This is a genomic window from Microbacterium sp. X-17 (assembly GCF_039615055.1).
Genome location: NZ_JBDHNI010000006.1, coordinates 89094 through 113715, shown reverse-complemented (window position 1 = coordinate 113715; position 24622 = coordinate 89094). Strand labels below are relative to the sequence as shown.

Here is a 24622-nt window from a genome sequence, read left to right as displayed (position 1 = left end):
GCGGCGTCAGGTCAGCAGCCGGATGACCGCGGCGACGACGGCGGCCGCGGGCACCACCACGATGAACGGCACGCGCAGCGCGTACAGCCCGGCGGCGATGGCGACCGCGGGCAGCCGCGCGTCCAGGTGCAGCGACTGCCCGGAGCCGAAGGTCTGCACGCAGATCAGTGCGGCGAGCAGGGCGGCCGTCAGAAGGTCGCTCGTGCGCGCGACGACGGGATGGTCGAGCGCCTTGGGCGGGACGAGCCAGCCCACGGCCTTGAGCGCGAGCACGGCGATCGAGCTGAGCAGGATGATGTTCCAGGTCGTCACGGCTCGACCTCCCGCTCCATCGGGATCGGGTCGGGATGCGGCCGGTCGTCGCCGCGGCCGAACAGGTTGAGGACGCCGAACACGATCGCGACCACCGCGGCCGCGAGCACCGGCAGGCCCGGCATGAGGACGGGCGTCAGCAGCGTCGCGACGAACCCGGCGGCGACGGCGACCGCCTGGGTCTGGCGCGCCTTCAGCCGCGGCCAGAGGAGCCCGAGGAACGCCGCGGCCGCCGCCGCGTCCAGGCCGTACGCCTTCACGTCGCCGATCAGGTTGCCGAGAAGCGCCCCGGCGAGGGTCATCAGGTTCCAGCCGAGGTAGACGACGAGGCCGGTCACCCAGAACCCGATGCGCTGCGCGCGCGGCTCGGTCTGGGCGGTGGCGACGGCGGTGGACTCGTCGATGGTGAGCTGGGTGGCCGCCGTCCGCCTCCAGAATCCCGGGCCGATGATGCGCGAGAGGCGCAGCGCGTAGAAGGAGTTGCGCACGCCGAGGAGGGCGGCGGAGGCGATGGCCGTGCCGCCGGCGGCGACCCCGCCGGACGCGAGCACGCCGATGAGTGCGAACTGCGAGCCGCCGCTGAACATGACGAGGCTGAGGACGCACGCCTGCCAGACGTCGAGCCCGGAGGCGGTGGCGAGCGCGCCGAACGAGATGCCGTACAGCGCCGTCGCCACGCCGACCGCCCAGCCGGAGCGGGCGGCGGCGCGCTCCTGTGCGGTGCGGGGAGGGCGTGCCATTCTGACGAGACTAGCGGGCCGGGAGGCCCCTACCGGGCGGAGCCGGCGCCCGGCCGGAACAGGCGCGCGACCATGTCCTCCGCCGTCGTGTCGCCGAGCGTCCACGGCTGGAAGATGACGCGGTTGACGATCGGGGCGATCACGACGTCCATCACGTCGTCCTCGGTCACGTCGGACTCGGGGTGCCGCGCGAGCAGCAGCTCCGCCTCGGTGCGCCGGTTGCGGAGGCAGTCGGAGGTGCGCTCTCCCGCCGCGCCCGCGCCGCCGCGCAGCAGCGCCGCGTTGACCGGCTTGCGGAAGTGCGTGACGATCCCGCTCGCCCAGTCGGTGAGGTCGTCGCGCAGGTCGCCGCGGTCGGCGAGCGGACGGTCGGGGTCGAGGTGGTAGGTGGCGATGTCGTTGAGGAGGGTCGGGAGGTCGCCCCAGCGCCGGTAGATGCTGGTCGGGTTGACCCCGGCGCGCTCGGCGATCATCGGGACGGTCACGCGCTCGCTGCCCTTCTCGCGGACGAGCTCCTCGACGGCGGTGCGCACGCTGTGGATGACCGCGGCGCTGCGTCCGCCCGTCCGCTTCGACGGTGTGGTCGTAGTCATGGGAATAGCTTAAAGCAAAGATTGTTGCCTTTTACCAGACCGCGCTCTATAGTCCATTAAAGCAATCAGATTTGCTTTTAGGAGGCCGAGATGTCCACTGCAGGGGAGAGCTGCCCGACGCTCGCGAGCCCGACGCTCGCGACCGGGTCGACCGCCGCCACCCGGCCGCGCCAGCGCGGTCGCTCAGTGCGGTTGCGCCCGACCGCCGCGTTCGCCGGAACCGCCCTGGCGTTCGTCGCCGTGGCGCTCGCCGTGGGCGCGCCCAGCCCGCTGTTCGTCCTCTACCAGCAGGAGTGGGGCTTCCCGTCCTGGCTGCTGACGGTCGCCTTCGCGATCTATGCGGTGACGCTGCTGATCACGCTGCTCGTCGCCGGTTCGCTGTCCGACCACATCGGCCGGCGTCCGGTGCTGGTCGGCGCGCTCGCACTCCAGATCGCGGCGATGCTGATGTTCCTGTTCTCGAAGGACATCGGCTCGATCATCGCCGCCCGCTCGGTGCAGGGCGTCGCCACCGGCGCCGCGATGAGCACCTTCACCGCCTCCCTGGTCGAGCTGGCCCCCGAGCGGCAGAAGAAGCTCGGCGCGACCATCGGCTCGACGGCCCCGGTCGGCGGCATCGCGCTCGGCGCGTTCTTCACCGGGCTGGCCGTGCAGTTCACGGCCCAGCCGACGACGCTCGTCTTCGTCACACTGGCACTGCTGTTCGCCGCGGGCATCCTCGTGGTGCTGGCGTCGCCGGAGACCGTCGCGGCCCGTCCTGGCGCTTTGCGCTCGCTGACGCCGCGGCTGTTCATCCCGCGGGCCGCACGGGGCGAGTTCGTGGCAGCGCTGCCGCTCTTCCTCGCGACCTGGATGCTCGCCGGTCTGTTCATCGGGCTGTCCCCGTCGATCCTGCACGGCGTCTTCCACCTGGACTCCGGCCTCCTGAACGGCGCGATCGTCGCCGTGCCGCCCGCGGTCGGCGCCGTGGCCGGGCTGCTGCTGACCCGCGCGCCGGCGCGGACCACGACGGTCTGGGCGATGGCGGCGATCATGGCCGGGATCGCGCTGACCGCCATCGGGATCGGCGCCGGCCTCCTGCCCGTGCTGTTCGCGGGCGCGGTCGTCGCGGGAGCGGGCTTCGGCGCCGGATTCTCGGCGATGCTGCGGATCATCGCGCCGCTCGCGCCGAACGACCAGCGTGCCGAGCTGTTCGCCGGGGTGTTCCTGGTGAGCTACCTGGCCTACGGCGTCCCCGCGCTGGCGGCGGGCGAGCTGATCGGCGTCGTCGGGCTGCTGCCCACCGCGCTCGGCTACGCGGCCGCCATCGCCGTCGCCGCCGCGGTCGCGATGGTGGTGCAGATCGTGCGGCTGGCGCGCGGAGTGCGTGCCGAGGCGGCGGCCTCCGCCGAGCCTGCCCTCACGCCAGGTCGATGAGCACCTTGCCCACGGCGCCGTCCTTCACGGCGTCGTGGGCGGCGGCCGTCTCCTCCAGCGGGAAGCGCGTGATCGGGAGGCCGTGCTCGGCGCCCACCGGTAGCGCACCCGCCGCGACGGCCGCCGACACCGCACGCACCGCAGCCGCCTTGGCCTCCGGCGCGACCGTGTAGGTGAGCACGAACTGCCAGCGCAGGTTCTTCTGCATCGCCGGGCGGATCGGCATCGTCACCTCGGTCGAGCCGGGAGCGTCGGCGTAGACCGCGATCGTGGCGCCCCGGGCGGCGACCTTCGTGTCGAGCTCGGCGTTGGCGCTGGCGTTGACCTCCACGACGATGTCCACGCCGCGTGGGGCGAGCGCTCCGATCGCTTCGGCGGCGTCCGGCTCGCGGTAGTTGACGACGTGGTGGGCTCCCGCAGCGCGCGCGAGCTCGGCCTTCTCGTGACTGCTGACGGTCGCGATGACTGTGGCGCCCGCCCAGACGGCGAGCTGGATGGCCGCGTGGCCGACCGCTCCCGCGCCTCCCGCGACGAGCACCGTCCGCCCGTCGAGCGTGCCGGGTGCGAGTTCTCCTGCCACGCCCTCGTGGGCCGCGAGCGCGCGGTGCGCCGTCAGCGCGGGGATGCCGAGCGACGCGCCGACGTCGAAACCCACGCCCTCCGGCAGCGGCACGACGTGCGCCTCCGGGAGGACGACGAGCTCCTGCGCAGTGCCGTCCGGGCGCTGGTAGGCGGCGTCCCACACCCAGACCCGGTCGCCGGGCCGCACAGTGGTGACGCCCGCGCCGACCTCGTCGACCACTCCCGCGCCGTCCTGATTCGGCACCTGCGCCCGCGGGAGGTCGGCCGGGCCGCTGCCCTGGCGCGCCTTCCAGTCGGTCGGGTTGACGCCGGAGACGTGGATGCGGACGCGCACCTCGCCGTCGCCGGGGTGCGGCTCGGCGCGCTCGCCGAGGACGAGGACGTCGGAGTCGCCGGTCGAGGTGTAGCTGACAGCCTTCATGGCTCAAGCCAACCACGGGACGGCGCCCGTCGTCAGCCCGCGGAGCAGGCTCCCGAGCTGATCGGCGCCGAGCCGACCGAGGCGAGCACCGGGTGGAGCTCGTCCAGGGTCAGCGCGTAGCCGGTCTGCGGGTCGATGGTGGAGCGGGCGAAGACGACGCCGACGACCTGGCCCGCCTGGTCGAGCAGCGGGCCGCCGGAGTTGCCCGGGCGGATGGTGCCGCGCAGCGAGTAGATCTGCCGCTCCACCGAGCCGCTCTGGTAGATGTCCGTCCCGCGGGCGGTGACCTGGTCGCGGACGCGCTGCGGGCTGATGGTGAACGGCCCGTCGCCGGGATAGCCGGCCGCGTACGCCGAATCGCCCGCGCCCAGGTTCTGCCCGAGGTGCAGGGCCGGCGCCCGGAGGTCGGTGACGTCGAGCACGGCCAGGTCGCGCTCCGGGTCGAACGCCACGAGCGTGGCCCGATCGACCGTCGTGCCGCCGGACTCCCGGACCACGACCGACGAGGCGCCGGCGACGACGTGCGCATTGGTGACCACGCGGCCCGGCTGAACGACCCAACCGCTGCCCTCGGAGTCCACGCCGCAGGCCGGCTTGGACGCGAGGATGGTGACGGTGGACTGCTGCGACGAGGCGACCGCGGCGGGGACGTTCGGGTCGGGCGCGCCGATCGTCTTGATCGACTCGCCGCCTTCGAAGACCTTCGGGAGGCCGGCCCCGGCGAGGGCGTCATCCACGGCGCCCAGCACGGTCGAGGAGGGGATCGGCGCGATGCTGTTCAGGGTGGAGACGACCTGCGACGAGTTCGCGGCCTGCACCACGGTCGCGAGGCTGGTGGCCATCGCGAAGCCGGCGACCAGCCAGACGACGACCGCCCAGGTGACGAAGCCGAGGACCGCCCCGATCAGCGAGTCCACCCACTTGACCGGCCCGTGCCGGAGCAGCTTGCCGATCACCGACGCCGCCGCGGTCGCCAGCGCGTAGACGACGCCGGCGCACACGACCAGGACCACCGCGGCCACGATCGAGCGCTGGCTGACGCCGGTCAGCCCGGACGCGGCCATCCAGTTCACGACCATCGGCGCCAGGAGGAGGCCCAGCGAGAGCCCGACGCCGAGCCCGATGAGCGCCCCCGCAGCACGGATCGCGCCATTGCTCCAGCCCGCCGCCATCGCGAGGACGGCGAGCACCAGCAGCACGACGTCGACCACGATCTCCACGGCTCTCACCATGCCCCACCAGGCTGGGCGCGGGCTGGGGTACAGATGTACGGAACCGGAAACCTGTATGTGCGTGGGTATATTACGAGGGACGCCGGGTTCCCGACCCGAGCGTGGAGGAGGATGCCGTGCCCAAGGGAGCGAACCTCCCGGCGATCGCCGCGTTCAACGAGACCGTGGTGCTGGACGCCGTGCGGCGCTCGGAGGGCGGCCTCAGCCGCGTGGAGCTCACCTCCGTCACGGGGTTGTCCGCGCAGACGGTGACGAACGTGACGCGGCGGCTGCTCGGCCAGGGGCTGATCCGGGAGGCCGGGAAGCAGAGCGAGGGCAGCCCGGGCAAGCCGCGCACCCTGCTCCGGCTCGACCCCGCCGGCGCGTACGCGGTCGGCGTGCACCTGGACCCCACCGTGATCACCTGCGTGCTCCTCGACCTCGAAGGCGAGGTGGTCGAGCACCTGCGCCGGCCGTCCCCGCCGGACGGCGACGCGAAGGCGACGCTCGCCGTCATCCTGGACGCCATCCGCTCGCTGCTCGCGACGCCGGGCGTCGACGCGTCGCGGGTGATCGGCGTGGGCGTCGCAGCCCCCGGCCCCCTCGACACCGCGACCGGCGTCGTGGTGCGGCCGCCGCTCATCCCGGGCTGGAACGACTTCCACCTCCGCGACGAGCTCACCGCCGCGACCGGCCTCCCGTCGCTGGTCGCGAAGGACGTGATCAGCGCCGCCGTGGCCGAACGCTGGCGCGACCCTGCCGGCGCGAGCAAGGACTACGCGTTCATCTATTACGGCACCGGCGCGGGCATCGGCCTGGTCCTCGACGGCGAGGTCTACACCGGCTCGACCGACAACGCGGGCGACGCCGGCCACGTGCTGGTCGACCCCGGCGGGGCACTGTGCGCGTGCGGCCGCCGCGGCTGCTGGGGCGAGTCGGTGCGGCCGCAGCGGCTGGTCATGCAGGGCCTGTGGGCCGGAGTGCTGACGGCGCCGGCGGGGACGTCGGTCGTCGACGGGGTCGATCTGGACCTCGATGTGGAGGTCGTCGACGCGCTCTTCACGCAGCTGACGGAGGCCGCGGACTCGGGCGACGAACGGGCCGCGGCGATCATCGACCGCTCCATCAGCAACACGGCGTTCTACCTGTCGAACCTCACGGCGCTGCTCGACCTGGACCGCGTGGTGTTCGGCGGGCCGTCGTGGTCGCGTGTCGAGCGCCGCTACCTCGCGCAGCTCGCCGACCGCCTTGCGGAGATCGACATGGGGATATTGACGCATCCCGTGCTCCTGGAGGGGAGCGCGGTGGGGGAGGACGTGGCGGCGGTGGGGGCTGCGTGTCTGGTGCTGAATGAGACGTTCTCGCCGCGGGTGGGGCGGGGGTGAAGGAGCGTTTCGGTAATGTTGTTCCAGTGCTAAGGTGCTAAATCTCAGAGTGACAACGGCTGTCGCTCGATGGGAGGACGACACCGTGAACACCAGAATCCACCGGGGACGCGCCACGAGTGCGCTCGCCGTGCTGCTCACCGCCGACTCTCGTCCTCGCATCCGGAACGTCGGCGCGGGCTGCCGCCGATGAAGGAATCGAACTCGTCCGCGGCTTTCTCACTCGGTACGGCGCGGATGAGAGCACGCGGGACCGGCTCCTCGCCGAATATCGTGCCGGCGGGGTGTGGGATTCGATGTCGAGCTCGAAGAGCCCCATCTCGACGCGGAGCTCCACCGAGGCCGAAGACGCGTACACGATCGGCACCTACCCTGCTGGGTCGATCGCGCCCACCAGCCCCGCTCGGCGCGCGCGGCGCCTCATCAAGTCTCAACGGGCCAGCCGGCAAGATCGTCCGGCTGAAAGTATCGGCCCAGATGTGCGTCCTCCCATACGCCACTGTCTTCTGGCTGCAGCTCACGGTCTACGGTGGGTCCGCGCGGGTCAGTTGGAACGACAACTGAGGGATGCCATGATCCTCTGGAACATACTCGCTGCGCTCCAGATCGCGCTGTTCATCGCCGCGATCGTGCTCGTCGCCGTCTGGCTTCGCCGCATCAGCCGGAAAAAGTCCTAGCGCAGGGCCTTCGCCGCGTCCCCCACCCGAGGGTGGACGGGCGATTTGCTCTGCGCTCTTTACTTATAAATCAATTTGATTTATAAATTACGAAGAGTCCGCGGCATGGGAGCCGGAGGACCCCAATGCAAAGGAGCATCCATGAAGCGAAGCAGGGTTGTGGTCGCAGCAGTCGCCGCCGCCGCGCTCGTCGCACTGGCGGGCTGTTCGTCGTCGTCCGGGGGTGGTGACGGCAAGACCATCAAGGTCGCCTTCCAGGATTTCGGGTCGGACATCATGGCCAACTTCATGAACAAGGCCAAGACCGACTTCGAGAAGGCCAATCCCGGCACCAAGGTCGACCTGGTGCCCATCAAGGCCGCGGAGAACGACTACTACACCAAGCTCGCGCTCATGAACCGGGCCGCCACCACCGCGCCCGATGTGATGAGCGAGGACACCTTCCTCATCCGCGCGGACGCCCAGGCCGGGTACCTCGCGCCCCTCGACTCCTACGTCTCCAAGTGGTCGGACTGGTCCAACTTCTTCGACAACGCCAAGGACGCGGGCAAGGGCGACGACGGCAAGGTGTACGGCATCCCCACCGGGACCGACACCCGCGGGCTCTGGTACAACAAGCAGATCTTCGAGAAGGCCGGCATCCCCACGCCGTGGCAGCCGAAGAACTGGGAGGACGTCATCAGCGCGGCCAAGAAGATCAAGGCCGCCGACCCCGGCGTCATCCCGCTCAACATCTTCTCCGGCAAGGCCGCCGGTGAGGCGAGCTCGATGCAGGGCTTCGAGATGCTCATGTACGGCGCCAGCGCGAAGGGCCTCTACGACGACTCCTCCTCCAAGTGGATCACGGGCTCGAAGGCGTTCACCGACGCGCTCGACGTGATCAAGGAGGTCTACCAGGGCGGCCTCGGCCCGAGCCCGGAGATCACCAGCGACACCAACTACCAGAACACGGTCAACAACGAGCTGGTGCCGCAGGGCAAGCTGGCGATCAACCTCGACGGCTCCTGGGCCTCCAACGCGTGGCTGCCCACCGGCGCCACCCCGTGGGCCGACTGGGACAAGGTGATGGGCACGGCCAAGATGCCGACCCAGAACGGCGGCGCGCCCGGTTCGATCAGCCTCTCGGGCGGCTGGACGTTCTCGATGGGCTCCAAGAGCTCGGCGAAGGACACGGCCTGGAAGTTCATCACCTTCGTGACGGACAAGCAGCGCTCGCTCGAGTACAACATCAACACGGCCGGCATCCCGGTTCGCAAGGACGTCGCGAACGACGAGAAGTACAAGACGTCCAACCCCACGTCGGAGTTCTTCTCCTCGCTGGTCGCCGTCACCAAGTTCCGCCCGGCGACCCCGGACTACCCGAAGATCTCCAACGGCATCCAGGTGGCGATGGAGTCGGTGATGACCGGGCAGGCCACACCGGCGCAGGCCGCCAAGACCTACGACGACTCGGTCGTGGGGATCGTCGGTAAGGACAAGACGGAGTCGAAGTAAGGTGACCTCCACTCTGGATGCCGTCGGCACCGACGCGCGCGGCCGGACCACCCCGGTCCGGCCGCCGCGCGGGCCGAAGACACGTTCGCGCGCACACGCCCGGCGCTCGCTCGCCCGGGCCGTCCCCCTGGTCCCGGCGATCGGCCTGCTGGTCGTCTTCCTGGTCGGGCCGATCCTGTCGTCGTTCTACGGCTCGTTCACCAACATGTCGCTCACCGGCTCGGCGGCGGCGTCGGCGGAGTGGGTGGGCCTCCAGAACTACATCGACCTGTTCAAGAGCCCGGACTTCCCGGTCTCGGTCTGGCTGACCCTGGTCTTCCTGATCGGCTCGGCGGTGATCGGCCAGAACATCGTCGGCATGGTGCTCGCCCTGCTGATGCGCAGCGGCAGCCGCTGGGTCGGGGCCCTCGTCTCGACCTTCGTGGTCGGCGCCTGGGTGCTGCCGGAGATCGTGGCGGCGTTCGCGTCGTACGCGTTCTTCAGCCAGCACGGCACGCTCAACGCGATCCTCGCCGGGTTCGGCATCACGGGTCCGTCGTGGCTGTTCGCCTTCCCGATGCTGTCGATCATCCTCGCGAACACCTGGCGCGGCGCGGCGTTCTCGATGCTGGTCTACTCGGCCGCGCTGCAGGAGGTGCCGCCGGAGATCACCGAGGCGGCGGAGGTCGACGGCGCCAACGGGGCGAAGCGGTTCTTCCTCGTGACGCTGCCGATGATCCGGCGCAGCATCTCGACCAACCTCATGCTCATCACGCTCCAGACGCTCTCGGTCTTCACGCTCATCTACGTGATGACCGGAGGCGGCCCGGGCAACAAGAGCATGACCCTGCCGGTGCTGGCCTACCAGGAGGCGTTCAAGTTCTCCGAGCTCGGCTACGGCACCGCGATCGCGACCATCCTGCTGCTCGTCGGAGCGGTCTTCGCGATCGTCTACGTGCGCGCACTCAAGACGGAGGTGGACTGATGAAGCTCTCGTCGCCCAACGGCATCGCCCTCAAGTGGACGGCCAACATCCTGCTGCTGCTGATCGGCGTGGTCTTCGTGCTGCCGCTGGTGTGGGTGGTGCTGGCCTCGTTCGACGGCAGCGCGACCCTCTCCGTCGCGTGGCCGAAGCAGTGGACGCTGGAGAACTTCCAGAAGGTGCTCACGCCCGAGCTGGCGTTCGTGCCGTTGTGGAACAGCCTCCTGCTGTCGGCCGGCTGCGCGGTCCTCACCGTGATCATCGCGGTGCTCGCCGCCTACCCGCTGTCGCGATACCGCAACCGGTTCAACCGGCCGTTCCTGTACGCGATCCTGTTCGGGACCTGCCTGCCGATCACCGCGATGATGGTGCCGGTCTACAGCCTGTTCGTGTCGCTCAACCTGATCGACTCGCTCGGTGGGACGATCCTGTTCATGGCGGCCTCGTCGCTCCCCATGGCGATCTGGATGACGAAGAACTTCGTCGACTCCGTGCCGATCTCCCTGGAGGAGGCGGCCTGGGTCGACGGCGCGTCCAGCATGAAGACGCTGTGGACGGTCGTCGTCCCGCTCGTGCGGCCGGGGATCGCGGTGGTGTTCATCTACGTGTTCGTCGCCGCGTGGGGCAACTTCTTCGTCCCGTTCGTGCTGCTGCTCAGCCCGCAGAACCAGCCGGCGGCCGTGAGCATCTTCACGTTCTTCGGGCAGTACGGCGCGGTCGCCTACGGCCAGCTCGCCGCCTACTCGCTCATCTACTCCGTGCCCGTCATCGCGCTCTACGTGATCGTGTCCCGTGCGCTGGGCGGCTCGTCCGCGCTCGCCGGGGCGGTCAAGGGCTAGCCGTACCTCTTATAGAGAAGGAGTCCTCCTTGTACCAGCAGAACCAGCTCGCCGAGTTGCGGGTCGACCGTTTCGTCCGCGAGCGCCTGACGCCCGCCCTCGAACGGGCGTCCGTCCCGGTGACCGTGGAGGCGTGGGAGGTGCCGGACGAGCCGGTGCCGTTCGCGCAGGCGGTGGAGGGCGCCTTCGAGCCGTTCGCCGTCGGGAGGCCGTGGGGGCGTCCGTGGGGCACGGTCTGGTTCCGCGTGACCGGGACGGTCCCGGCCGAGTGGTCGGCGGCGCCGGACGAGGTCGAGCTGGTCGTCGACCTCGGCTTCACCGCCGGACAGGTCGGCTTCCAGGCCGAGGGCCTGGTCTGGGCGACGGACGGCACGATCGTCAAGGCGCTGGAGCCGCTCAACAACTACGTGCGGCTGCAGGCGGCGCCGGGGGAGTCGTTCGAGCTGTTCGTGGAGGCGGCCTCCAACCCCGACGTGGGGTCGGACTGGTCGTTCCGGCCGACGCCGGTCGGCCGGAAATCGACCGCGTCGACGGACTCCATCTACACGCTGCGGCGGGTGGACGTCGTCCACCGCGACCGGGACGTGTGGGAGCTGATCCAGGACATCTTCACGGTGCGCGGTCTGGCCGCCGAGCTCCCGGCGACCTCCCCGCGCCGGGCCGCGCTGTTCGCCGCGCTGGAGGACGCGGTGACGGCGGTCGACCCGTTCGACGTCGGTGCGACCGCGGCGGCCGGCCGCGCCGCGCTCGCCGGCGTGCTGGCGTCGCCCGCCGCCGCGACGGCGCATCGGGTGTTCGCGGTGGGCCACGCTCACATCGACTCGGCCTGGCTGTGGCCGGTGCGCGAGACGATCCGCAAGTGCGCGCGCACCTTCTCCAACGTCCTCGACCTGATGGACCAGGACCCGGACTTCGTGTTCGCGTGCTCGTCGGCGCAGCAGTTCGCGTGGATGCAGCGCTTCTACCCCGAGCTGTTCGAGCGCATCCGCGTGCGCGTCGCCGAGGGCCGGTTCGTGCCGGTCGGCGGGATGTGGGTCGAGTCGGACACCAACATGCCCGGCTCGGAGGCGCTGGCCCGCCAGTTCGTGGAGGGCAAGCGGTTCTTCCTGGAGGAGCTCGGCTACGAGCCGCGCGAGGTCTGGCTGCCCGACTCGTTCGGCTACTCGGGCGCCCTCCCGCAGATCGCGCGCGAGGCCGGGATGGACTACTTCCTCACCCAGAAGATCTCGTGGAACGAGACCAATAAGTTCCCGCACCACACCTTCGACTGGGAGGGCATCGACGGCACGCGCATCTTCACGCACTTCCCGCCGGTCGACACCTACAACTCCATCCTCTCCGGGGGAGAGCTCGCGCACGCCGAGCAGAACTTCGCCGACAAGGGCCGCGCGAACACCTCCCTGGTGCCGTTCGGGTTCGGCGACGGCGGCGGCGGTCCGACCCGCGAGATGGTCGCCGCGGCCGCGCGCACGGCTGACCTGGAGGGCTCGCCGACCGTGCGGGTCGCGGCGCCGTCCGCGTTCTTCGACGCCGCGCGCGCCGAGTTCGACCCGGCGCCGGTGTGGGCGGGGGAGCTCTACCTGGAGTTCCACCGCGGCACCTACACGTCGCAGGCGCGCACCAAGCAGGGCAACCGCCGCAGCGAGGCGCTGCTGCACGAGGCGGAGCTGTGGGCGGCGACCGCTGCCGTCCGGGCCGGCGCGGCGTATCCGGCGGAGGAGCTGCGGGAGGCCTGGCGGACGGTGCTGCTGCAGCAGTTCCACGACATCCTGCCCGGGTCCTCCATCGGCTGGGTGCACGACCAGGCCGTCGAGAACTACGCCGCGGTGGCGCGCAGTCTGGAGGACGTGATCGGGAGGTCGCTGGCGGCGCTCGCCGCGGGCGCGACCGATTCGGACGCCGTCGCCAACGCCTCCCCATACCGCGTCGACGGGATCGCCCCCGGCGGGATCGGCGTCCCGGAGCGCGGCTCCGACGCCCGCGTCGAGCGCGACGGCGACGGGTTCCGGCTCGTCAACGACCGCATCGCGGTCACGGTCGACGCCGAGGGTCTCATCCCCTCGATCGTGGAGCTCACGACCGGCCGGGAGGTCGTCCCGGCGGGCACCCGCGCCAACCTCCTCCAGCTCTTCCGGGACACCCCCACCCAGTGGGACGCCTGGGACGTCGACATCGAGTACCGGCTCGCGGGGGAGGACCTCACGCGGGTGGAGTCCCTCGACGTCGCCACCGAGACGCCCGAGGCGGTGTCGCTGCGCCTGGTCCGCCGCTTCGGCGCCTCCACGGTCACGCAGACGCTGACCCTCGCCGCCGGGTCGCCCGCGCTCGACATCGAGACCCACGTCGACTGGCACGAGCGCCAGCGGATGCTGAAGCTCGGCTTCCCGGTCGACGTCCACACCACGTCGGCGCGCTCGGAGATCCAGTTCGGGCACATCGACCGGCCGACGCACACCAACACCAGCTGGGACGTCGCCCGGTTCGAGACCAGCGCGCACCGCTGGGTGCACGTGGCCGAGCCCGGCTTCGGCGTCGGCGTCGCCAACGACGCGACCTACGGCCACGACATCACCCGGCACGAGCGCGAGGGCGGCGGCACCTACTCGCTGGTCCGCCAGACCCTCCTGCGCGCGCCGCTGTTCCCGGACCCGGAGGCCGACCAGGGCCAGCACACGCTGCGCAGCTCCGTCGTCGTCGGCGGCGTGGATGCGGCGATCGAGGCAGGCTACCGGCTCAACCTCCCGCTGCGCCCGGCCGCGGCCGCGAGCGAGCCGCTCATCGCCTCCTCGACGGCGGGCGTCGTGGTCGAGACCGTCAAGCTCGCCGAGGACGGCTCGGGCGACGTCGTCGTCCGCCTGTACGAGGCGCACGGCTCACGGGCGACGACCACGCTCGCGGTCGGCTTCCCGTACGAGCGGATCGAGCGCACCGACCTGCTGGAGCGCGCGACGGGCGACGCCGGCACGACGCTCGCGCTGCGTCCCTTCGAGATCGTCACGCTGCGGTTCGTCCGCGGCTGACCCAGACCGCCCGCCCCGGGCCGCGCGAACCCCGGGGCGGGCAACATCACCGAGTCCGCCGATCCAGTCCCGAATGGGGGGCGCGTAATGCGGGCAATACATACTGCACGCCCGGTTAGTCTTTCCACGTGGCGGTCGGTATGTGGCGCAGGCGGGTGCTCGTGGTCGAGGACCACGCCCTGATGCGCTCGCTGGTGGCCGACGCCTTCGCGCAGCGCGGATTCGAGATCACCGCGGCGCCCTCCGCGGTGGACGCGCTCCGGCTCGTGGACGACGCCGACCCCGACCTGCTCGTGACCGACATCGACCTCGGTTCCCGGCCCAACGGTGTGGAGCTGGCGACGATCGTCCGCGAGCGCGCCCCGCACGTCGCGGTGATGTTCCTCAGCAACCTGTCGCGGGAGGCCGCGGCGGCCCAGGCCCGCGACACCGTCGAGGGCGCCTCCTTCGTCAACAAGGGCGCGATCGGGTCGGTCGCCGAGCTGGTCGACGCCGCGGAGGCCGTCCTGGCCGACCGACCCGTCGAGCACCTGACCGGCGCGACCGGCTCCCAGGGCGCGCTGCTCCGGCTGAGCCCGGCCCAGCGCGAGACGACCCGGCTGCTCGCCGCGGGACTCACGAACGCGGAGATCGCCCGCCGGCGCGGCGTCTCGGTGCGGGCCGTCGAGAAGAGCGTGGAGCGCGTCTTCCAGGCGCTCGGCCTCGGCGGTGACGACGGCATCGCCCCGCGGGTGGCGGCTGCGACCCTCTACACGGCGACGTTCGGCGATCCGGGGTCGGGGTTGTGAATCCGTCCGTCGCGTCGCGGGTCCGGCGCATCGTCGCTCAGGCGACCGGCCGTCGCGCGATCACCTGGTGGACGTGGCTGATCACGGCCCCGGTCGCGCTGACCGTCATGTCGGGGCTGCAGTACGTGACCGGGGGGCCGTGGGCGGTCCTCGCGGTGGCCTTCGTCGAACACCTGGCGGTCGGTCTCCTGCTGCTGGCGGGCTGGGCGCTGCTCCGGGTCACGCCGGCGGCGGTGCGCGCAGCGACGGTGTTCGCCGTGTTCGCCGTCATCGGCATCCTCCGTCCCGTCCTCTTCCTCGCCGCCGGATGGGTGCTGGGCATCCCTGCCGCCGCCGGCGACCTCGGCGGGCGGATGACGATCAACCTGGTGACGACCGTCGCCGTGTTCTCGCTCATCGCGATCGGGGTGCAGCTCGTCGAGGACCATCTCGGCGTCTACCGACGGCTGCGCGCGGCGCAGGAGGCGTCGGCTCGCGATGCGATGCGGGCGGCGGATCGCGCGAGGGCTCTGCGGGACTCCGCCCTGGACGCCGTCTCCGAAGGGCTGGAGCGGGCCACCGTCGCGGCCGAGAGTCACGGGATCCGTCCCGTCGACGCGGCGAACCTGCTCCGCGAGGTGGCCGAGCAGGTGGTGCGCCCGGCCAGCCACCGGGTCTTCGACACCGACGCCCCCGCCGGGGAGGAGTCCGACGCGGGCCGTGTGCGCCGGCGCGACTGGATCGCGTCGGTGCTCGGCGGGATGCAGGCGGCCCCTCCGCTCCTGCTCGCCGTGCTCTTCGCGGCGATGGTGCTCCCGTTCGGCGTCTGGCAGTACGGCCTGCTGTTCTGCATCCCCCCGCTGCTGTCCGGCCTTCTCGTGGTGTGGGCGGCGAACATGCTGCTGGGGCTCGCGGCGACGCGGACTCCGCCCGCCCTGCGCGCGCTGGCCCTCGCGAGCGGCTACGCCCTGATCGGTGTGCTGCTCTCGGCGACCAGCGAGATCACCGTCCGCCTGATGGGAGGCGAGCCGGAGCTGGTCTGGTTCGAGGCCGCCTCGTACTGGCTGGTCGGCCTCGGGGTCGCCTTCGTCGCCTCGCTCACGGCCCAGGTGCGCCGGGATCAGAGCGAGCTGGAGGAGGCGGTCCAGGAGAACATCCGCGCCGCGGCCGCCATCCGGGGCGACTTCGAGCGGGAGCGGGCCGCGCTCGCGCGCCTGCTGCATTCGGGAGTCCAGTCCGAGCTGATCGCCTCGGCCCTCGCCCTGGCGGCGGGGCCGTCCGCGGACGCTTCGGCCGAGCTGCGCAGGGTGGTGGCGAGCATCCGTGCCGAGCTGAGCGCGCCGCGCGTGGAGCCGGACGCCGCCGAGCGGATCGCCGCGCTGGTCGAGAGCTGGGCGTGCGCCATCCCGCTGCGGTCGTCGTTCGCCGACGACGTCTGGGAGCGGCTGCGCGAGCCCGTGCGCGCGGCCGCGGTGATCGACACGATCTCGGAGGGCCTGGCGAACGCGGTGCGCCACGGCGACGGGTCGGAGGTCACGCTCGACGTGCTCCCTGCGTCCGGCGACGGCGTCTCGGTCGTGATCGTCTCCGGCGGGGCGCTGTCCGCCGCCGTGCCCGGGATCGGGCTCCGTCAGCTCGCCGAGCGGGGGGACGTCGCGCTGCAGGAGCTCGCCGGCCGGGTCGAACTCGCGGTGGTCGTTCCTTAGCATCCGACCGGCCTGCGGTCGCCAGTCGTAGCAGCCGTACCCGGTGGCGTCTGAGTGGACTCGAAGGGTTACCTTCAAGGTGATCGGACCCGCATCCGTCGTCGTCAGGGCCGGGGTGGTTTCCGCGCGACCCGAACGCGCGGAATGCGCCCCGCCCCCGGCATCCCGCGGGATTCCGCCGACCTGCATTCATCCGCGAGTTCGCCCGTTCAGCGGCGTCGTGCCCCGAATTGGTGCGATCTATTCGTCTGCATTGATAGAACGTCCAGCGGAAATTTGATAAGAATGATCGGTACGCCTGAAAGCGTCGTCCCCCCGCGGCGCTCGGACCCGACCGTCCCAGGCGAGTTCAGTTCGTCCAGGAAGGCCCTTTTTGCCCGAGTCCTCTGCCCCCCTGCGGCCTCGCCGCGGTACTCGGGGACCCGTCGTACTCGACGTGGACGCGCAGACGCAGGCAGTGGCCGACCCGATCACGGACTTCACGCGGGCCGAGTCGCTGGCCCCGGCCGCACCTGTTGTTCCCGCGGCGCCCGCTGCCCCGGCGCCGATGAGCCGCCGTGCCGCGCTGGAGGCCGAGCGTGCCCAGGCGCGCCGGACGCAGGCCGCGAAGGCGCAGGCCGCTGCTGTCGCGCCTGTCACGCCGCAGGCCGCTCCGGTGGACGGCATCGCGTCGCTGTTCGCCGAGACCCTGGCTGCCGAGGCCCCCGCGGCCGAGAACGAGAGCGCCGTCGCCCGCCGTCGCGCGGATGAGCAGCACACCGCCCCGCGGAAGAAGAAGCGCGTCGTCCGCGAGCGCGTCGTCGTCAAGCCGACCCGCCCGTCCCGCGCCGAGCGCCGTGCCGCCGCCGCTGCGCAGCAGTCGTCCGTCCCCGCCACGCAGGTCGCCGCCGGCCCCTCGGTCGCCGACCCGACGAACCCCCGTCACCCGCGTCGCGGCATCTACCGCAAGCTCCACACCGAGAGCCGCCACCGCCGCGGCTTCCACCTCTTCGTGCTCGTCGCGCTGACCGCGTTCTTCGGCACCGCCTCCCTCCCGGCGTACGCGACGACGGGCGAGGCCTCCGTCGCCGGCGCCGCGCGCACCGCCCTCGCCGTGCAGACCCTGACCGGTGGCGACGCCACCGCGCAGGTCGTCTCCCGCGACGGCCTCGGTATCGCCGAGAGCCCGCAGGCCCTCGACTCGACCACCAACAGCGCCGTGTCGCCCACGGTGCAGGCGCTGGCCGTGCAGCTCATGGGTGCCGTCGCCGCGGGCCGCCTGGTCGGCTCCACGCCCAACCACATCCCGGAGATCGCGAACCTCGCCGAGGGCAAGGTCGTCCCGAACTGCGGCGTCGACTACCGCGTCCTCCAGGCCATCTCCGTCGCGCTGGACAACTTCAGCCAGGTCGGCATCAGCGACATCAACCGCAAGTGCACGGGCCAGATCGAGGGCGCGGGCACCGACTCCGCCCACTACGCGGACGGCGGCGGCCACGCGGTCGACTTCTTCCTCCTCAACGGCTCGGCCCTCACCGGCGGCGACGCGAAGTCCCTCCAGCTCATCCGCCTCCTCGACCCCCTGGTCCCGAAGGGCTCCGGCCTGGGCCAGGCGGAGTGCCGCGGCTCGATCAGCGTGCAGAACTTCGCCCCGTTCGACGACACCTGCAACCACGTGCACATCGACTTCCTGAAGTCGCAGGGGGCGACGCTCCGGTACGGGTGATCGGCAGCCGCTGCTCACCCCAGCGGCACCGCCACCCCCGACCCCAGCCGCTTCATCACCAGCGTCGACGTCATCCGCTGGATCCCCGGCAGCCCGCCGAGCTCCCCGTCGTAGAGCTCCTGGTAGGCCGCCAGGCTCGGGGTCAGGATGCGCAGCATGTAGTCCGGGTCACCGAAGAGGCGCTCGGCCTCGATCACGTTCGGGATGGCGACCACCGCCTCCTCGAACGCGCCGACCGTGTCCGGGTCGGTGCGGCTGACCGTCACGAACACGATCGCCTCGAACGTCAGCCCGACCGCGGTCGGCGACACCACCGCGCGGTAGTGCTCGATGACGCCGGACTGCTCCAGTTCGCGGACCCGGCGGTGGCACGCCGACAGGCTCAGCCCGACGCGGGAGGCCAGTTCGGTCACGCTGATGCGGCCGTCCTGCTGGAGGGTTGAGAGAATCTCCCGGTCGAGGCTGTCCATGTGAACTATTCTCCCGCTGTTTCGGCGTTTCCGTCGCAGATTGCGAAGCACCTTTCGCAGGTATTGCCGTAGCTTCTGCGACATGAATCCCGCACTGGTCGCGCAGTTCTGGACGATCGCCGTCCTGCTCACGCTGACGCCCGGCGCCGACTGGGCCTACATCATGGGCGCCGGTGTGCGCGCCAAGTCCGCCGCGCCCTCGATCCTCGGGATGCTGACCGCCTACGCACTGGTCATCGCGGCCGTCGCGCTCGGTGTCGGCGCGCTCGTCACGCGGTTCCCGGTGGTCCTCACCGCGCTCACGCTCGGCGGCGGCGCCTACCTGATCTGGCTCGGGATCGCCGCCCTCCTCAAGCGCGCCGAGCCGGTCGGGCCGCACGGCGAGCCGATCGTCGGGAGCGCGACCTCCCAGTTCCTCCGCGGCGCGGGGGTGTCCGGGTTCAACCCCAAGGGTCTCCTGCTGCTGCTCGCGCTCCTGCCGCAGTTCACCTCGCCGACCGGGATGCCGGCGGCCGTCCAGATGCTGGTGCTTGGCGCGATCCAGCTGGCCGACATCGCGGTCATCTACACGCTGGTCGCGTTGCTCGCGCGCCGGCTGCTGCGGTCCCGGCCGCGAGCGCTCGCCATCGTGGGGAAGCTGTCGGGCGCGATGATGGTGCTCATCGGGGCGAGCCTGTTGGTGGAGCGATTCCTGCAGCACTGAGCGCGGGGAGCGCGTCATGGTTGCGTGAACGTCGAGAGTGAATCACGACGACCGTCGTCAGAACCGAGGCGGCGACCAGAACGAGGAACTGGATGTTCACCGCCAGCCAGATGAGCTCCTGGGCAGGCAGCATCGTCCGGCCATTCCATCCGCGCAGGTCGGCGCGCTCGATGATCTCACCGTCGATCACGAACCACCAGCACGTGAGAACCGTCGACGCTGTCGTCGCCAGCAGTACGAGAACCCATGTCGCGATTGCAGAAGCGCGGTTCATGGATTACAGCTTGCGGCGACGGTGGCAGCGTATCCGACATTGGGTCGTCCCATTTGCACCGTTGAGTCCTTTCCGATTCCCGAACATGTGCAATCATGTTCGGGCCATTCTGGTCGAACTGAACTGTGACGTCAAGAATTTCAGAACAGGTTCAACCCCGCCCACTGCAGCAGGATGACCGTCTTCCCATCAACGATCCGCCCGTCCGCCACCATCGCCAGAGCCTCCTCGTACCCCACGACCACCGGCTCGATCTCCTCGCCCTCCTCGGCCACGCCGCCCCCGCCGACGATCTCGCCCGGCCGGTACTCGGCCGCATAGAAGTGGACGCGCTCGGTCACCGAGCCCGGGCTCATGTACAGGTCGAACAGGTGGTGGAGGTCGCCCACCCGCACGCCCAGCTCTTCGGCGGCCTCGCGGCGGATCGCCTCGTCCGGGGCGTCGCCGTCCAGCAGGCCCGCGGCGGCCTCCACCAGCATCCCGTCGGGGTGGCCGTTGACGTACGCCGGGAGGCGGAACTGCCGCGTGAGCAGAAGGGTGCGCGCGGCGGGGTCGTACAGCAGGACGGTCGCGCCGTTGCCGCGGTCATAGGTCTCCCGCGACTGCGTCACCCACACGCCGTCGCGCCCGCGGTAGTCGAAGGTGGTCCGGCGGAGGACGTGCCAGCCGTCGGACACGACCTCCACGTCGGTGACGCGGACGGCGGGGTTGCCGGTGGCCGAGCGCCCGGTGCGGTGCAGCCCGGTGCGCCCCCTGCTGTCCGGGAGGTCGTGCCCGGGTCGTGCGTCGTGCTCCGTCGATTCCTCACCGCTCATGGCAGGAGGGTATCGGAGCTTTCTCCCGCGCGAATGTACGCGCCGACGATCTCGCGGACCTCCACGCCGCCGCCCTGCCAGGTGGCGGGGTTGCGGCGGGCGATGGCGAGCGCGGCCTCCCGGTCGGCGGCCTCCACGATGCCGATGCCCGCGATGATCTCCTTGCTCTCGGTGTACGGGCCGTCCGTGACGCCGTCGCCGCGGACGGAGGTCGCCTCCGTGAACGGGGCGAGCGCGAACGCCGCGGTCAGCGAGCCGTCGCCGATCAGGTCCTCCGAGTGCCGGTCGTGCTCGGCGAGCTCCTCGGGAGTGCCGGCCACGCCGTTGCCGTAGATGAAGATGGCGAACTGGGCCATGAGCGATCCTCTCTGTCGTCACCAGGACGTCGAACCGGGCGGCGCGGATTCGACAGCGTCAGCGCAGCTTCCGCCGCATTGCGCGCACGGCCAGGATGTCGGCCGCTTCCGCGTCCTTCGCCTTCACGATGGCCTTGTCCGACTTGAGCGGCAACTCGTAGCCGTTCTCGACCTCCACCCCGGCCAGGATCAGCCGGGCGCGCGCGATCTCCGCGTCGAAGACCGCGCCGAGCAGCAGCACGACGTTGGCGATCCAGATCCACAACAGGAACACGATGATCCCGGCGAGCGTGCCGTACGTCTTGTCGTAGTGCCCGAAGTTCGCCACATAGAAGGCGAACAGGGCCGACGCGACGCCGAGCAGGACGATCGCCACCACGGCGCCGGGAGTCAGCCAGCGGAACCGCGGCTGCCGGACGTTCGGGGTCGCCGAGTACAGCAGCGCGACCAGCAGCACCAGGGCGAACACGACCACCGGCCAGCGCAGGACCGACCACGCCGTCTTCGCCGCGTCCCCGACGCCGAGGACGTTGCCGAGGGCCTGAAGGATCGGGCCGGAGATCACGAGCAGCACCGCCACGATCGCGATGAGCACCAGCGACGCCAGCGTGACGCCGAGCTGGACCGGGCGCAGCGTGAACGCCGAGCGGCCTTCCCGCACGCCGTACACCCGGTTGAGCGCGCGCCCGAAGCCGCCCACGTAGCCGGACGCCGACCAGATCGCGCCCACGATGCCGATCACCAGCGCGACGCCGGTGGCGGGGGACTTCGCGAGCGTCTCGATCGGGGCCTGGATGACGGTGAGCATCCCGGGCGCGAGCTGGTCGATCATCCCGAACAGCGCGTCGATGCCCGACTTGCTCTGACCGACCAGGCCGAGGACGCTGACGAGCGCGATCATCGCCGGGAACAGCGACAGCACGCCGAAGTAGGTGAGTCCCGCCGCCAGGTCGGTGCACGACGCCTGGCCGAAGCTGCGCAGCGTGCGCTTCAGGATGTAGCCCCACGGCAGGCGGCGCCGGGAGGCTTCAGCGGCCACGCGCCATCCCTCGCGCCACGAGAGCGGCGGCGCCACCCAGCACCGCCAGGAACACCGCAGCCGCGGCGACGGGGTGCGACCGGATCTGCACGCGCACGTTGAAGGTGGCGAAGATGTCGTCGAGCGTCCCGGCGAGCTGGTCGCGGGTCTCCTCCAGCTCGAGCTTCAGTGTGTTCATCCCCTTGCCGCTCACGGCTGCTCCCCCTTCAGCGCCTGCACGTCGGCCTTCAGCTCGGGCCCGAGGTCCTCCGGGACCGGCGGCATCCCGCGCTTCAGCATGGCGCGGCCGATGAGGGCGACGATGATCGCCAGCACGATCAAGATGCCCGCGACGATGAGTGCCGCGAGCCAGCCGGGGACGATGAGCGCGAACGCGAACACCGCGGCCGTGACCAGGACGCCGAGCGCGAAGAACACGAACACCAGGGCGCCGACCAGGAGGCCGACGCCCACCCCGGCCGCCTTCGCCTTCGCCGTCATCTCGGCCTTGAACAGGGCCAGCTCGGCGCTGAGCAGCCGCTTGAGCTGGGCTGCCGCGTCGCGCGTCAGCTCCGGCAGCGGGCGCAGTCCGCGCGTGGTCCGGCGGCGCTCGCGGGGGAGCGCGGCCTTGTTCTCGGTCATGCATGGCCTCCCTGGGTTCGGGTCCGAACGTACCCCACCACTGGGGGCGAGCCAAGGGAGTGCCGTCTCCGCGTGGCCCACGGGATAGTGCACACTAGTCGCATGAGCGGCATCGGCGGCAATGGCGCGGGCGGCGGCGGATCGGCCGGCATCAGACCCGGGGGAGTGCTCGTCGCGGTCGTCCCCGGTCAGCCGACCGCGGTGCTCGACGCGGCGGCGCGGCTCGCCGACGACCTCGACGTCCCGCTGGTGTGCGCCAACGTCGACCCCAACCGGTACCTGGTCTCCAGCTACGTGGACGGCACCGTCGTCGCGCTGCCGTACGACCCGGACCTCCCCGAGGTGGAGGACGAGACGTTCGACGCCGAGCTGGAGGCCGACATCCGCACGACGCTGAACGGCCGCGGCGTCCCGTACTCCCTCAAGCAGCTCGCGGGCGACCCGGCCTGGGCGCTCGCCCGGCTGGCGGACGAGATGGATGCGCGCTACATCGTGGTGGGCACGCGCGAGGCGGGCCTGCGCGGCAGCCTCCGCGAGTTCTTCAACGGCTCTGTCGCGGTGCACCTGGCGCACCGGCAGCACCGGCCCGTGATCGTGGTGCCGCTGGCGCCGGTCAGCGGGTCGCAGGCGCTGCCGTGGGAGGACCCGCCGGTATAGTGGTCCAGCGGCGATGGATCTCGCCGGGGCCAACAGCCCGAACCGCGACGGTCGCTGATAGTTCCTGCGCTTCGTTCTGAAGGGTGGATGCCGCGTGTCCGTGAGAACCCCGCTGCCGGTGCACCTGCACTGGCGCTCCGTGCTGCTCGTCTTCGTCGGCGGCGCGATCGGCACCACGGTGCGCTACCTGCTGTCGGCCGCCGTGCCGACCGTGGCCGGCATCCCGCTCATCACCCTCGTGATCAACGTGACGGGCGCGTTCGTGCTCGGCTGGCTGCTGGAGGCGCTGGCCCTGCGCGGACCGGACGCCGGGCGGCGGCGTGACCTGCGGCTGTTCGCCGGCACCGGCATCCTGGGCGGGTACACGACCTACAGCTCGTTCGCGGTGGACACGGACGGGCTGTTCGCGGCGCACAATCCCGGCGCGGGAATCGGATACGCGGTGGCGACGATCCTGATCGGCGCGCTGGCGTCGGTGGCGGGGATCGCGGCGGCCGCTGCGCTCGGGAGGCGGCGTGCGCGCCGGGCGGAGGCGGCCGAGTGACGCCGCTGCTGGTGCTCGCCGTCGCGGTCGCGGGCGGCCTCGGAGCGGTGGCGCGGCTCGTCCTCGACGGGGTGCTGCGCAGCCGGTTCCGGATCACCTTCCCGTTCGGCACCACGGTCATCAATGTGACGGGGTCGTTCCTGCTGGGCCTCGTCACCGGGCTGGCGCTCGCGCACGGGCTGCCGCCCGAGTGGCGCGCCATCCTCGGCACGGGGTTCCTCGGCGGGTACACGACGTTCAGCACCGCGAGCTACGAGACGGTGCGGCTGGCGCAGCAGCGGCGGTATCGGGCGGCGCTGTTCAACGGCGCGGGGATGCTGATCCTCGCGCTCGCCGCGGCCGGGCTGGGACTCTGGCTGGGCGGGCTGCTCTGAGCGGCGGCAGGCGCCGGCTCAGGCCTGCTGCTCCATCCACCACTCGGTGAACTCCTCGGCGCGGCCGTCGGCGGCCAGCACCACCACCCACAGGTTCGAGTAGGTCGGCCCGTCGTGGTAGTCGGTGACGCCCTCCACGAAGTACTGCGCCCCGTCCTGGCCGAGCAGCCGCCACTCGAAGTCGACCGAGCCGGGGTCGTCCTGCGCGTCGAGCCAGCCCTCCACGATCTCCAGGTGCCCGTCCCACGGCTCGGCGAACGGCTCCGTGCGGTAGCTCGCGTCCTCGGTGAAGAGCGCCCGGATGTCGTCGGGGTCGTTCGTCTCCCACGCGCGGCGATAGCGGTCGATCCAGGTCGTGATCGCGTCGGCCATGTCCCCCGTTATACGCCCAGGTCCGGCGAGCCCGCCAGACTTGACAGCGCGCCAGTACGCTGTGCGCATGGTGGGGATCTTCCGCGAGTGGTCGGAGTTCAACGTCGCGGTCGCGGGTGCCGGCGCCGCCCTGGGCGGCCTGCTGATCGTCGCTCTGTCGGTGAATATCCGGCAGATCGCGGAGTCCCGGGGGCTCGCCGCGCGGGCAGGCGCGTCGATCGCGACCCTCATCCTCGGCGTCGCGCTGAGCTGCGCGGCGCTCATCCCGGGGCAGACGCCGTGGGGGTTCGGCCTCCAGGTCGTCGCGGGGACGGTGATCGTCGGATTCGTCGCCGTGCGGTCGTCGATCGCGATCCGGCGGGACTCGGCGACGACCGGGTACGGACGGTACGACGCCGAGCGCATCGCGCTGTTCACGGTGCCCCTGCTGCTGGACCTGGCCGGCGGGGTGCTGCTGCTCAGCGGGGTGGCCGCGGTCGGGCTGGTGCTGGTGGCGGTGGCGACGATCCTCGCGATCGTGACCACGGTGGTGTTCTCGTGGGTGGCGCTGGTGGAGGTGCTGCGGTAG

At 71.4% G+C, this 24622-nt stretch carries 27 protein-coding genes and 1 riboswitch; of the genes, 14 read left to right on the top strand and 13 right to left on the bottom strand.

Annotated features, from left to right (window positions below; translation table 11 throughout):
* Positions 1-6: 6 nt before the first annotated feature.
* The 3 genes from ABCS02_RS26555 to ABCS02_RS26545 are packed head-to-tail and all read right to left on the bottom strand — an operon-like array spanning position 7 to position 1645.
* Entirely contained in the window at positions 7-312 is a 306-nt protein-coding gene (locus ABCS02_RS26555; RefSeq protein WP_345838717.1) for an AzlD domain-containing protein, read from the bottom strand.
* A complete protein-coding gene (locus tag ABCS02_RS26550; protein WP_345838716.1) occupies positions 309-1052 on the bottom strand; it encodes an AzlC family ABC transporter permease in 744 nt (247 codons plus the stop codon). The genes ABCS02_RS26555 and ABCS02_RS26550 overlap by 4 nt, the downstream gene beginning before the upstream one ends.
* Positions 1053-1081: 29 nt before the next feature.
* Positions 1082-1645, bottom strand: coding sequence for a TetR/AcrR family transcriptional regulator (locus tag ABCS02_RS26545; RefSeq protein WP_345838715.1), 564 nt, complete (start codon positions 1643-1645; stop codon positions 1082-1084).
* 90 nt (positions 1646-1735) lie between these two features.
* Between ABCS02_RS26545 and ABCS02_RS26540 the strand changes: the two genes are divergently transcribed.
* Positions 1736-3061: an MFS transporter gene (locus tag ABCS02_RS26540; protein ID WP_345838714.1), complete on the top strand. Its 1326-nt coding sequence runs from the start codon at positions 1736-1738 to the stop codon at positions 3059-3061.
* Here the strand turns inward: ABCS02_RS26540 and ABCS02_RS26535 are convergent.
* Both ABCS02_RS26535 and ABCS02_RS26530 read right to left on the bottom strand, forming a co-directional pair.
* The gene (locus ABCS02_RS26535) at positions 3045-4064 is read right to left on the bottom strand and encodes an NADPH:quinone reductase (protein WP_345838713.1); all 1020 of its coding nucleotides are present in this window, start codon (positions 4062-4064) and stop codon (positions 3045-3047) included. The two genes, ABCS02_RS26540 and ABCS02_RS26535, sit on opposite strands and share 17 nt — an antisense overlap.
* 32 nt (positions 4065-4096) lie before the next feature.
* The gene (locus ABCS02_RS26530) at positions 4097-5296 is read right to left on the bottom strand and encodes a MarP family serine protease (RefSeq protein WP_345838712.1); all 1200 of its coding nucleotides are present in this window, start codon (positions 5294-5296) and stop codon (positions 4097-4099) included.
* Positions 5297-5412: 116 nt separating this feature from the next.
* Here ABCS02_RS26530 and ABCS02_RS26525 point away from each other — a divergent pair, with 116 nt between their 5' ends.
* The 8 genes from ABCS02_RS26525 (at position 5413) to ABCS02_RS26490 (ending at position 17829) form a co-directional block, all read left to right on the top strand.
* Positions 5413-6660: an ROK family transcriptional regulator gene (locus tag ABCS02_RS26525; protein WP_345838711.1), complete on the top strand. Its 1248-nt coding sequence runs from the start codon at positions 5413-5415 to the stop codon at positions 6658-6660.
* A gap of 818 nt (positions 6661-7478) precedes the next feature.
* On the top strand, positions 7479-8831 hold the full coding sequence (locus ABCS02_RS26520) for an extracellular solute-binding protein (protein WP_345838710.1): 1353 nt from the start codon (positions 7479-7481) through the stop codon (positions 8829-8831).
* 1 nt (position 8832) lies between these two features.
* Positions 8833-9795, top strand: coding sequence for a sugar ABC transporter permease (locus tag ABCS02_RS26515; protein ID WP_345838709.1), 963 nt, complete (start codon positions 8833-8835; stop codon positions 9793-9795).
* Complete coding sequence (locus ABCS02_RS26510; RefSeq protein WP_345838708.1) at positions 9795-10631, top strand: carbohydrate ABC transporter permease; 837 nt, start codon at positions 9795-9797, stop codon at positions 10629-10631. The genes ABCS02_RS26515 and ABCS02_RS26510 overlap by 1 nt, the downstream gene beginning before the upstream one ends.
* A 29-nt stretch (positions 10632-10660) precedes the next feature.
* Positions 10661-13651: a glycoside hydrolase family 38 C-terminal domain-containing protein gene (locus ABCS02_RS26505; protein ID WP_345838707.1), complete on the top strand. Its 2991-nt coding sequence runs from the start codon at positions 10661-10663 to the stop codon at positions 13649-13651.
* Positions 13652-13779: 128 nt separating this feature from the next.
* Positions 13780-14439 (top strand): response regulator transcription factor, encoded by a 660-nt coding sequence (locus ABCS02_RS26500; protein WP_345838706.1) that lies wholly within the window; start codon positions 13780-13782, stop codon positions 14437-14439.
* A complete protein-coding gene (locus ABCS02_RS26495; protein ID WP_345838705.1) occupies positions 14436-16124 on the top strand; it encodes a hypothetical protein in 1689 nt (562 codons plus the stop codon). Before ABCS02_RS26500 ends, ABCS02_RS26495 begins: the two co-directional genes overlap by 4 nt.
* A gap of 457 nt (positions 16125-16581) precedes the next feature.
* On the top strand, positions 16582-17829 hold the full coding sequence (locus ABCS02_RS26490) for a hypothetical protein (RefSeq protein ID WP_345838704.1): 1248 nt from the start codon (positions 16582-16584) through the stop codon (positions 17827-17829).
* 14 nt (positions 17830-17843) lie between these two features.
* Here the strand turns inward: ABCS02_RS26490 and ABCS02_RS26485 are convergent, their stop codons facing one another.
* On the bottom strand, positions 17844-18299 hold the full coding sequence (locus ABCS02_RS26485) for an Lrp/AsnC family transcriptional regulator (protein ID WP_345838703.1): 456 nt from the start codon (positions 18297-18299) through the stop codon (positions 17844-17846).
* An 82-nt stretch (positions 18300-18381) separates the two neighbouring features.
* Between ABCS02_RS26485 and ABCS02_RS26480 the strand changes: the two genes are divergently transcribed.
* Positions 18382-19002, top strand: a complete 621-nt coding sequence (locus ABCS02_RS26480) for a LysE family translocator (RefSeq protein ID WP_345838702.1) — start codon at positions 18382-18384, stop codon at positions 19000-19002.
* Here ABCS02_RS26480 and ABCS02_RS26475 read toward each other — a convergent pair.
* The 6 genes from ABCS02_RS26475 to ABCS02_RS26450 all read right to left on the bottom strand — a co-directional run bounded on the left by ABCS02_RS26475 (position 18959) and on the right by ABCS02_RS26450 (position 22107).
* On the bottom strand, positions 18959-19276 hold the full coding sequence (locus ABCS02_RS26475) for a hypothetical protein (protein ID WP_345838701.1): 318 nt from the start codon (positions 19274-19276) through the stop codon (positions 18959-18961). The two genes, ABCS02_RS26480 and ABCS02_RS26475, sit on opposite strands and share 44 nt — an antisense overlap.
* Before the next feature lie 140 nt (positions 19277-19416).
* On the bottom strand, positions 19417-20091 hold the full coding sequence (locus tag ABCS02_RS26470; RefSeq protein WP_345838700.1) for an NUDIX domain-containing protein: 675 nt from the start codon (positions 20089-20091) through the stop codon (positions 19417-19419).
* Positions 20088-20447, bottom strand: a complete 360-nt coding sequence (locus tag ABCS02_RS26465; RefSeq protein ID WP_345838699.1) for a YciI family protein — start codon at positions 20445-20447, stop codon at positions 20088-20090. Before ABCS02_RS26465 ends, ABCS02_RS26470 begins: the two co-directional genes overlap by 4 nt.
* 58 nt (positions 20448-20505) lie before the next feature.
* Positions 20506-21486: a YihY/virulence factor BrkB family protein gene (locus ABCS02_RS26460; RefSeq protein ID WP_345838698.1), complete on the bottom strand. Its 981-nt coding sequence runs from the start codon at positions 21484-21486 to the stop codon at positions 20506-20508.
* The gene (locus ABCS02_RS26455; RefSeq protein ID WP_345838697.1) at positions 21476-21664 is read right to left on the bottom strand and encodes a hypothetical protein; all 189 of its coding nucleotides are present in this window, start codon (positions 21662-21664) and stop codon (positions 21476-21478) included. The genes ABCS02_RS26460 and ABCS02_RS26455 overlap by 11 nt, the downstream gene beginning before the upstream one ends.
* A gap of 11 nt (positions 21665-21675) precedes the next feature.
* Positions 21676-22107 (bottom strand): phage holin family protein, encoded by a 432-nt coding sequence (locus ABCS02_RS26450; protein WP_345838696.1) that lies wholly within the window; start codon positions 22105-22107, stop codon positions 21676-21678.
* Between the two features lie 102 nt (positions 22108-22209).
* On the opposite strand from ABCS02_RS26450, the gene ABCS02_RS26445 reads away from it, so the two are divergent.
* From ABCS02_RS26445 to crcB, 3 genes are all read left to right on the top strand, one after another.
* Positions 22210-22764: a universal stress protein gene (locus ABCS02_RS26445; protein WP_345838695.1), complete on the top strand. Its 555-nt coding sequence runs from the start codon at positions 22210-22212 to the stop codon at positions 22762-22764.
* Positions 22765-22838: riboswitch (Fluoride riboswitch) on the top strand.
* A gap of 20 nt (positions 22839-22858) precedes the next feature.
* Positions 22859-23308, top strand: a complete 450-nt coding sequence (locus ABCS02_RS26440) for a CrcB family protein (protein WP_345838694.1) — start codon at positions 22859-22861, stop codon at positions 23306-23308.
* Positions 23305-23682 carry a fluoride efflux transporter CrcB gene (gene crcB, locus ABCS02_RS26435; protein WP_345838693.1) on the top strand — a complete coding sequence of 126 codons (378 nt, stop codon included), beginning with the start codon at positions 23305-23307 and terminating at the stop codon, positions 23680-23682. The genes ABCS02_RS26440 and crcB overlap by 4 nt, the downstream gene beginning before the upstream one ends.
* A gap of 18 nt (positions 23683-23700) precedes the next feature.
* On the opposite strand, the gene ABCS02_RS26430 is transcribed toward crcB, so the two are convergent.
* The gene (locus ABCS02_RS26430; protein ID WP_345838692.1) at positions 23701-24054 is read right to left on the bottom strand and encodes a nuclear transport factor 2 family protein; all 354 of its coding nucleotides are present in this window, start codon (positions 24052-24054) and stop codon (positions 23701-23703) included.
* 67 nt (positions 24055-24121) lie between these two features.
* Between ABCS02_RS26430 and ABCS02_RS26425 the strand changes: the two genes are divergently transcribed.
* Entirely contained in the window at positions 24122-24622 is a 501-nt protein-coding gene (locus tag ABCS02_RS26425) for a hypothetical protein (protein ID WP_345838691.1), read from the top strand.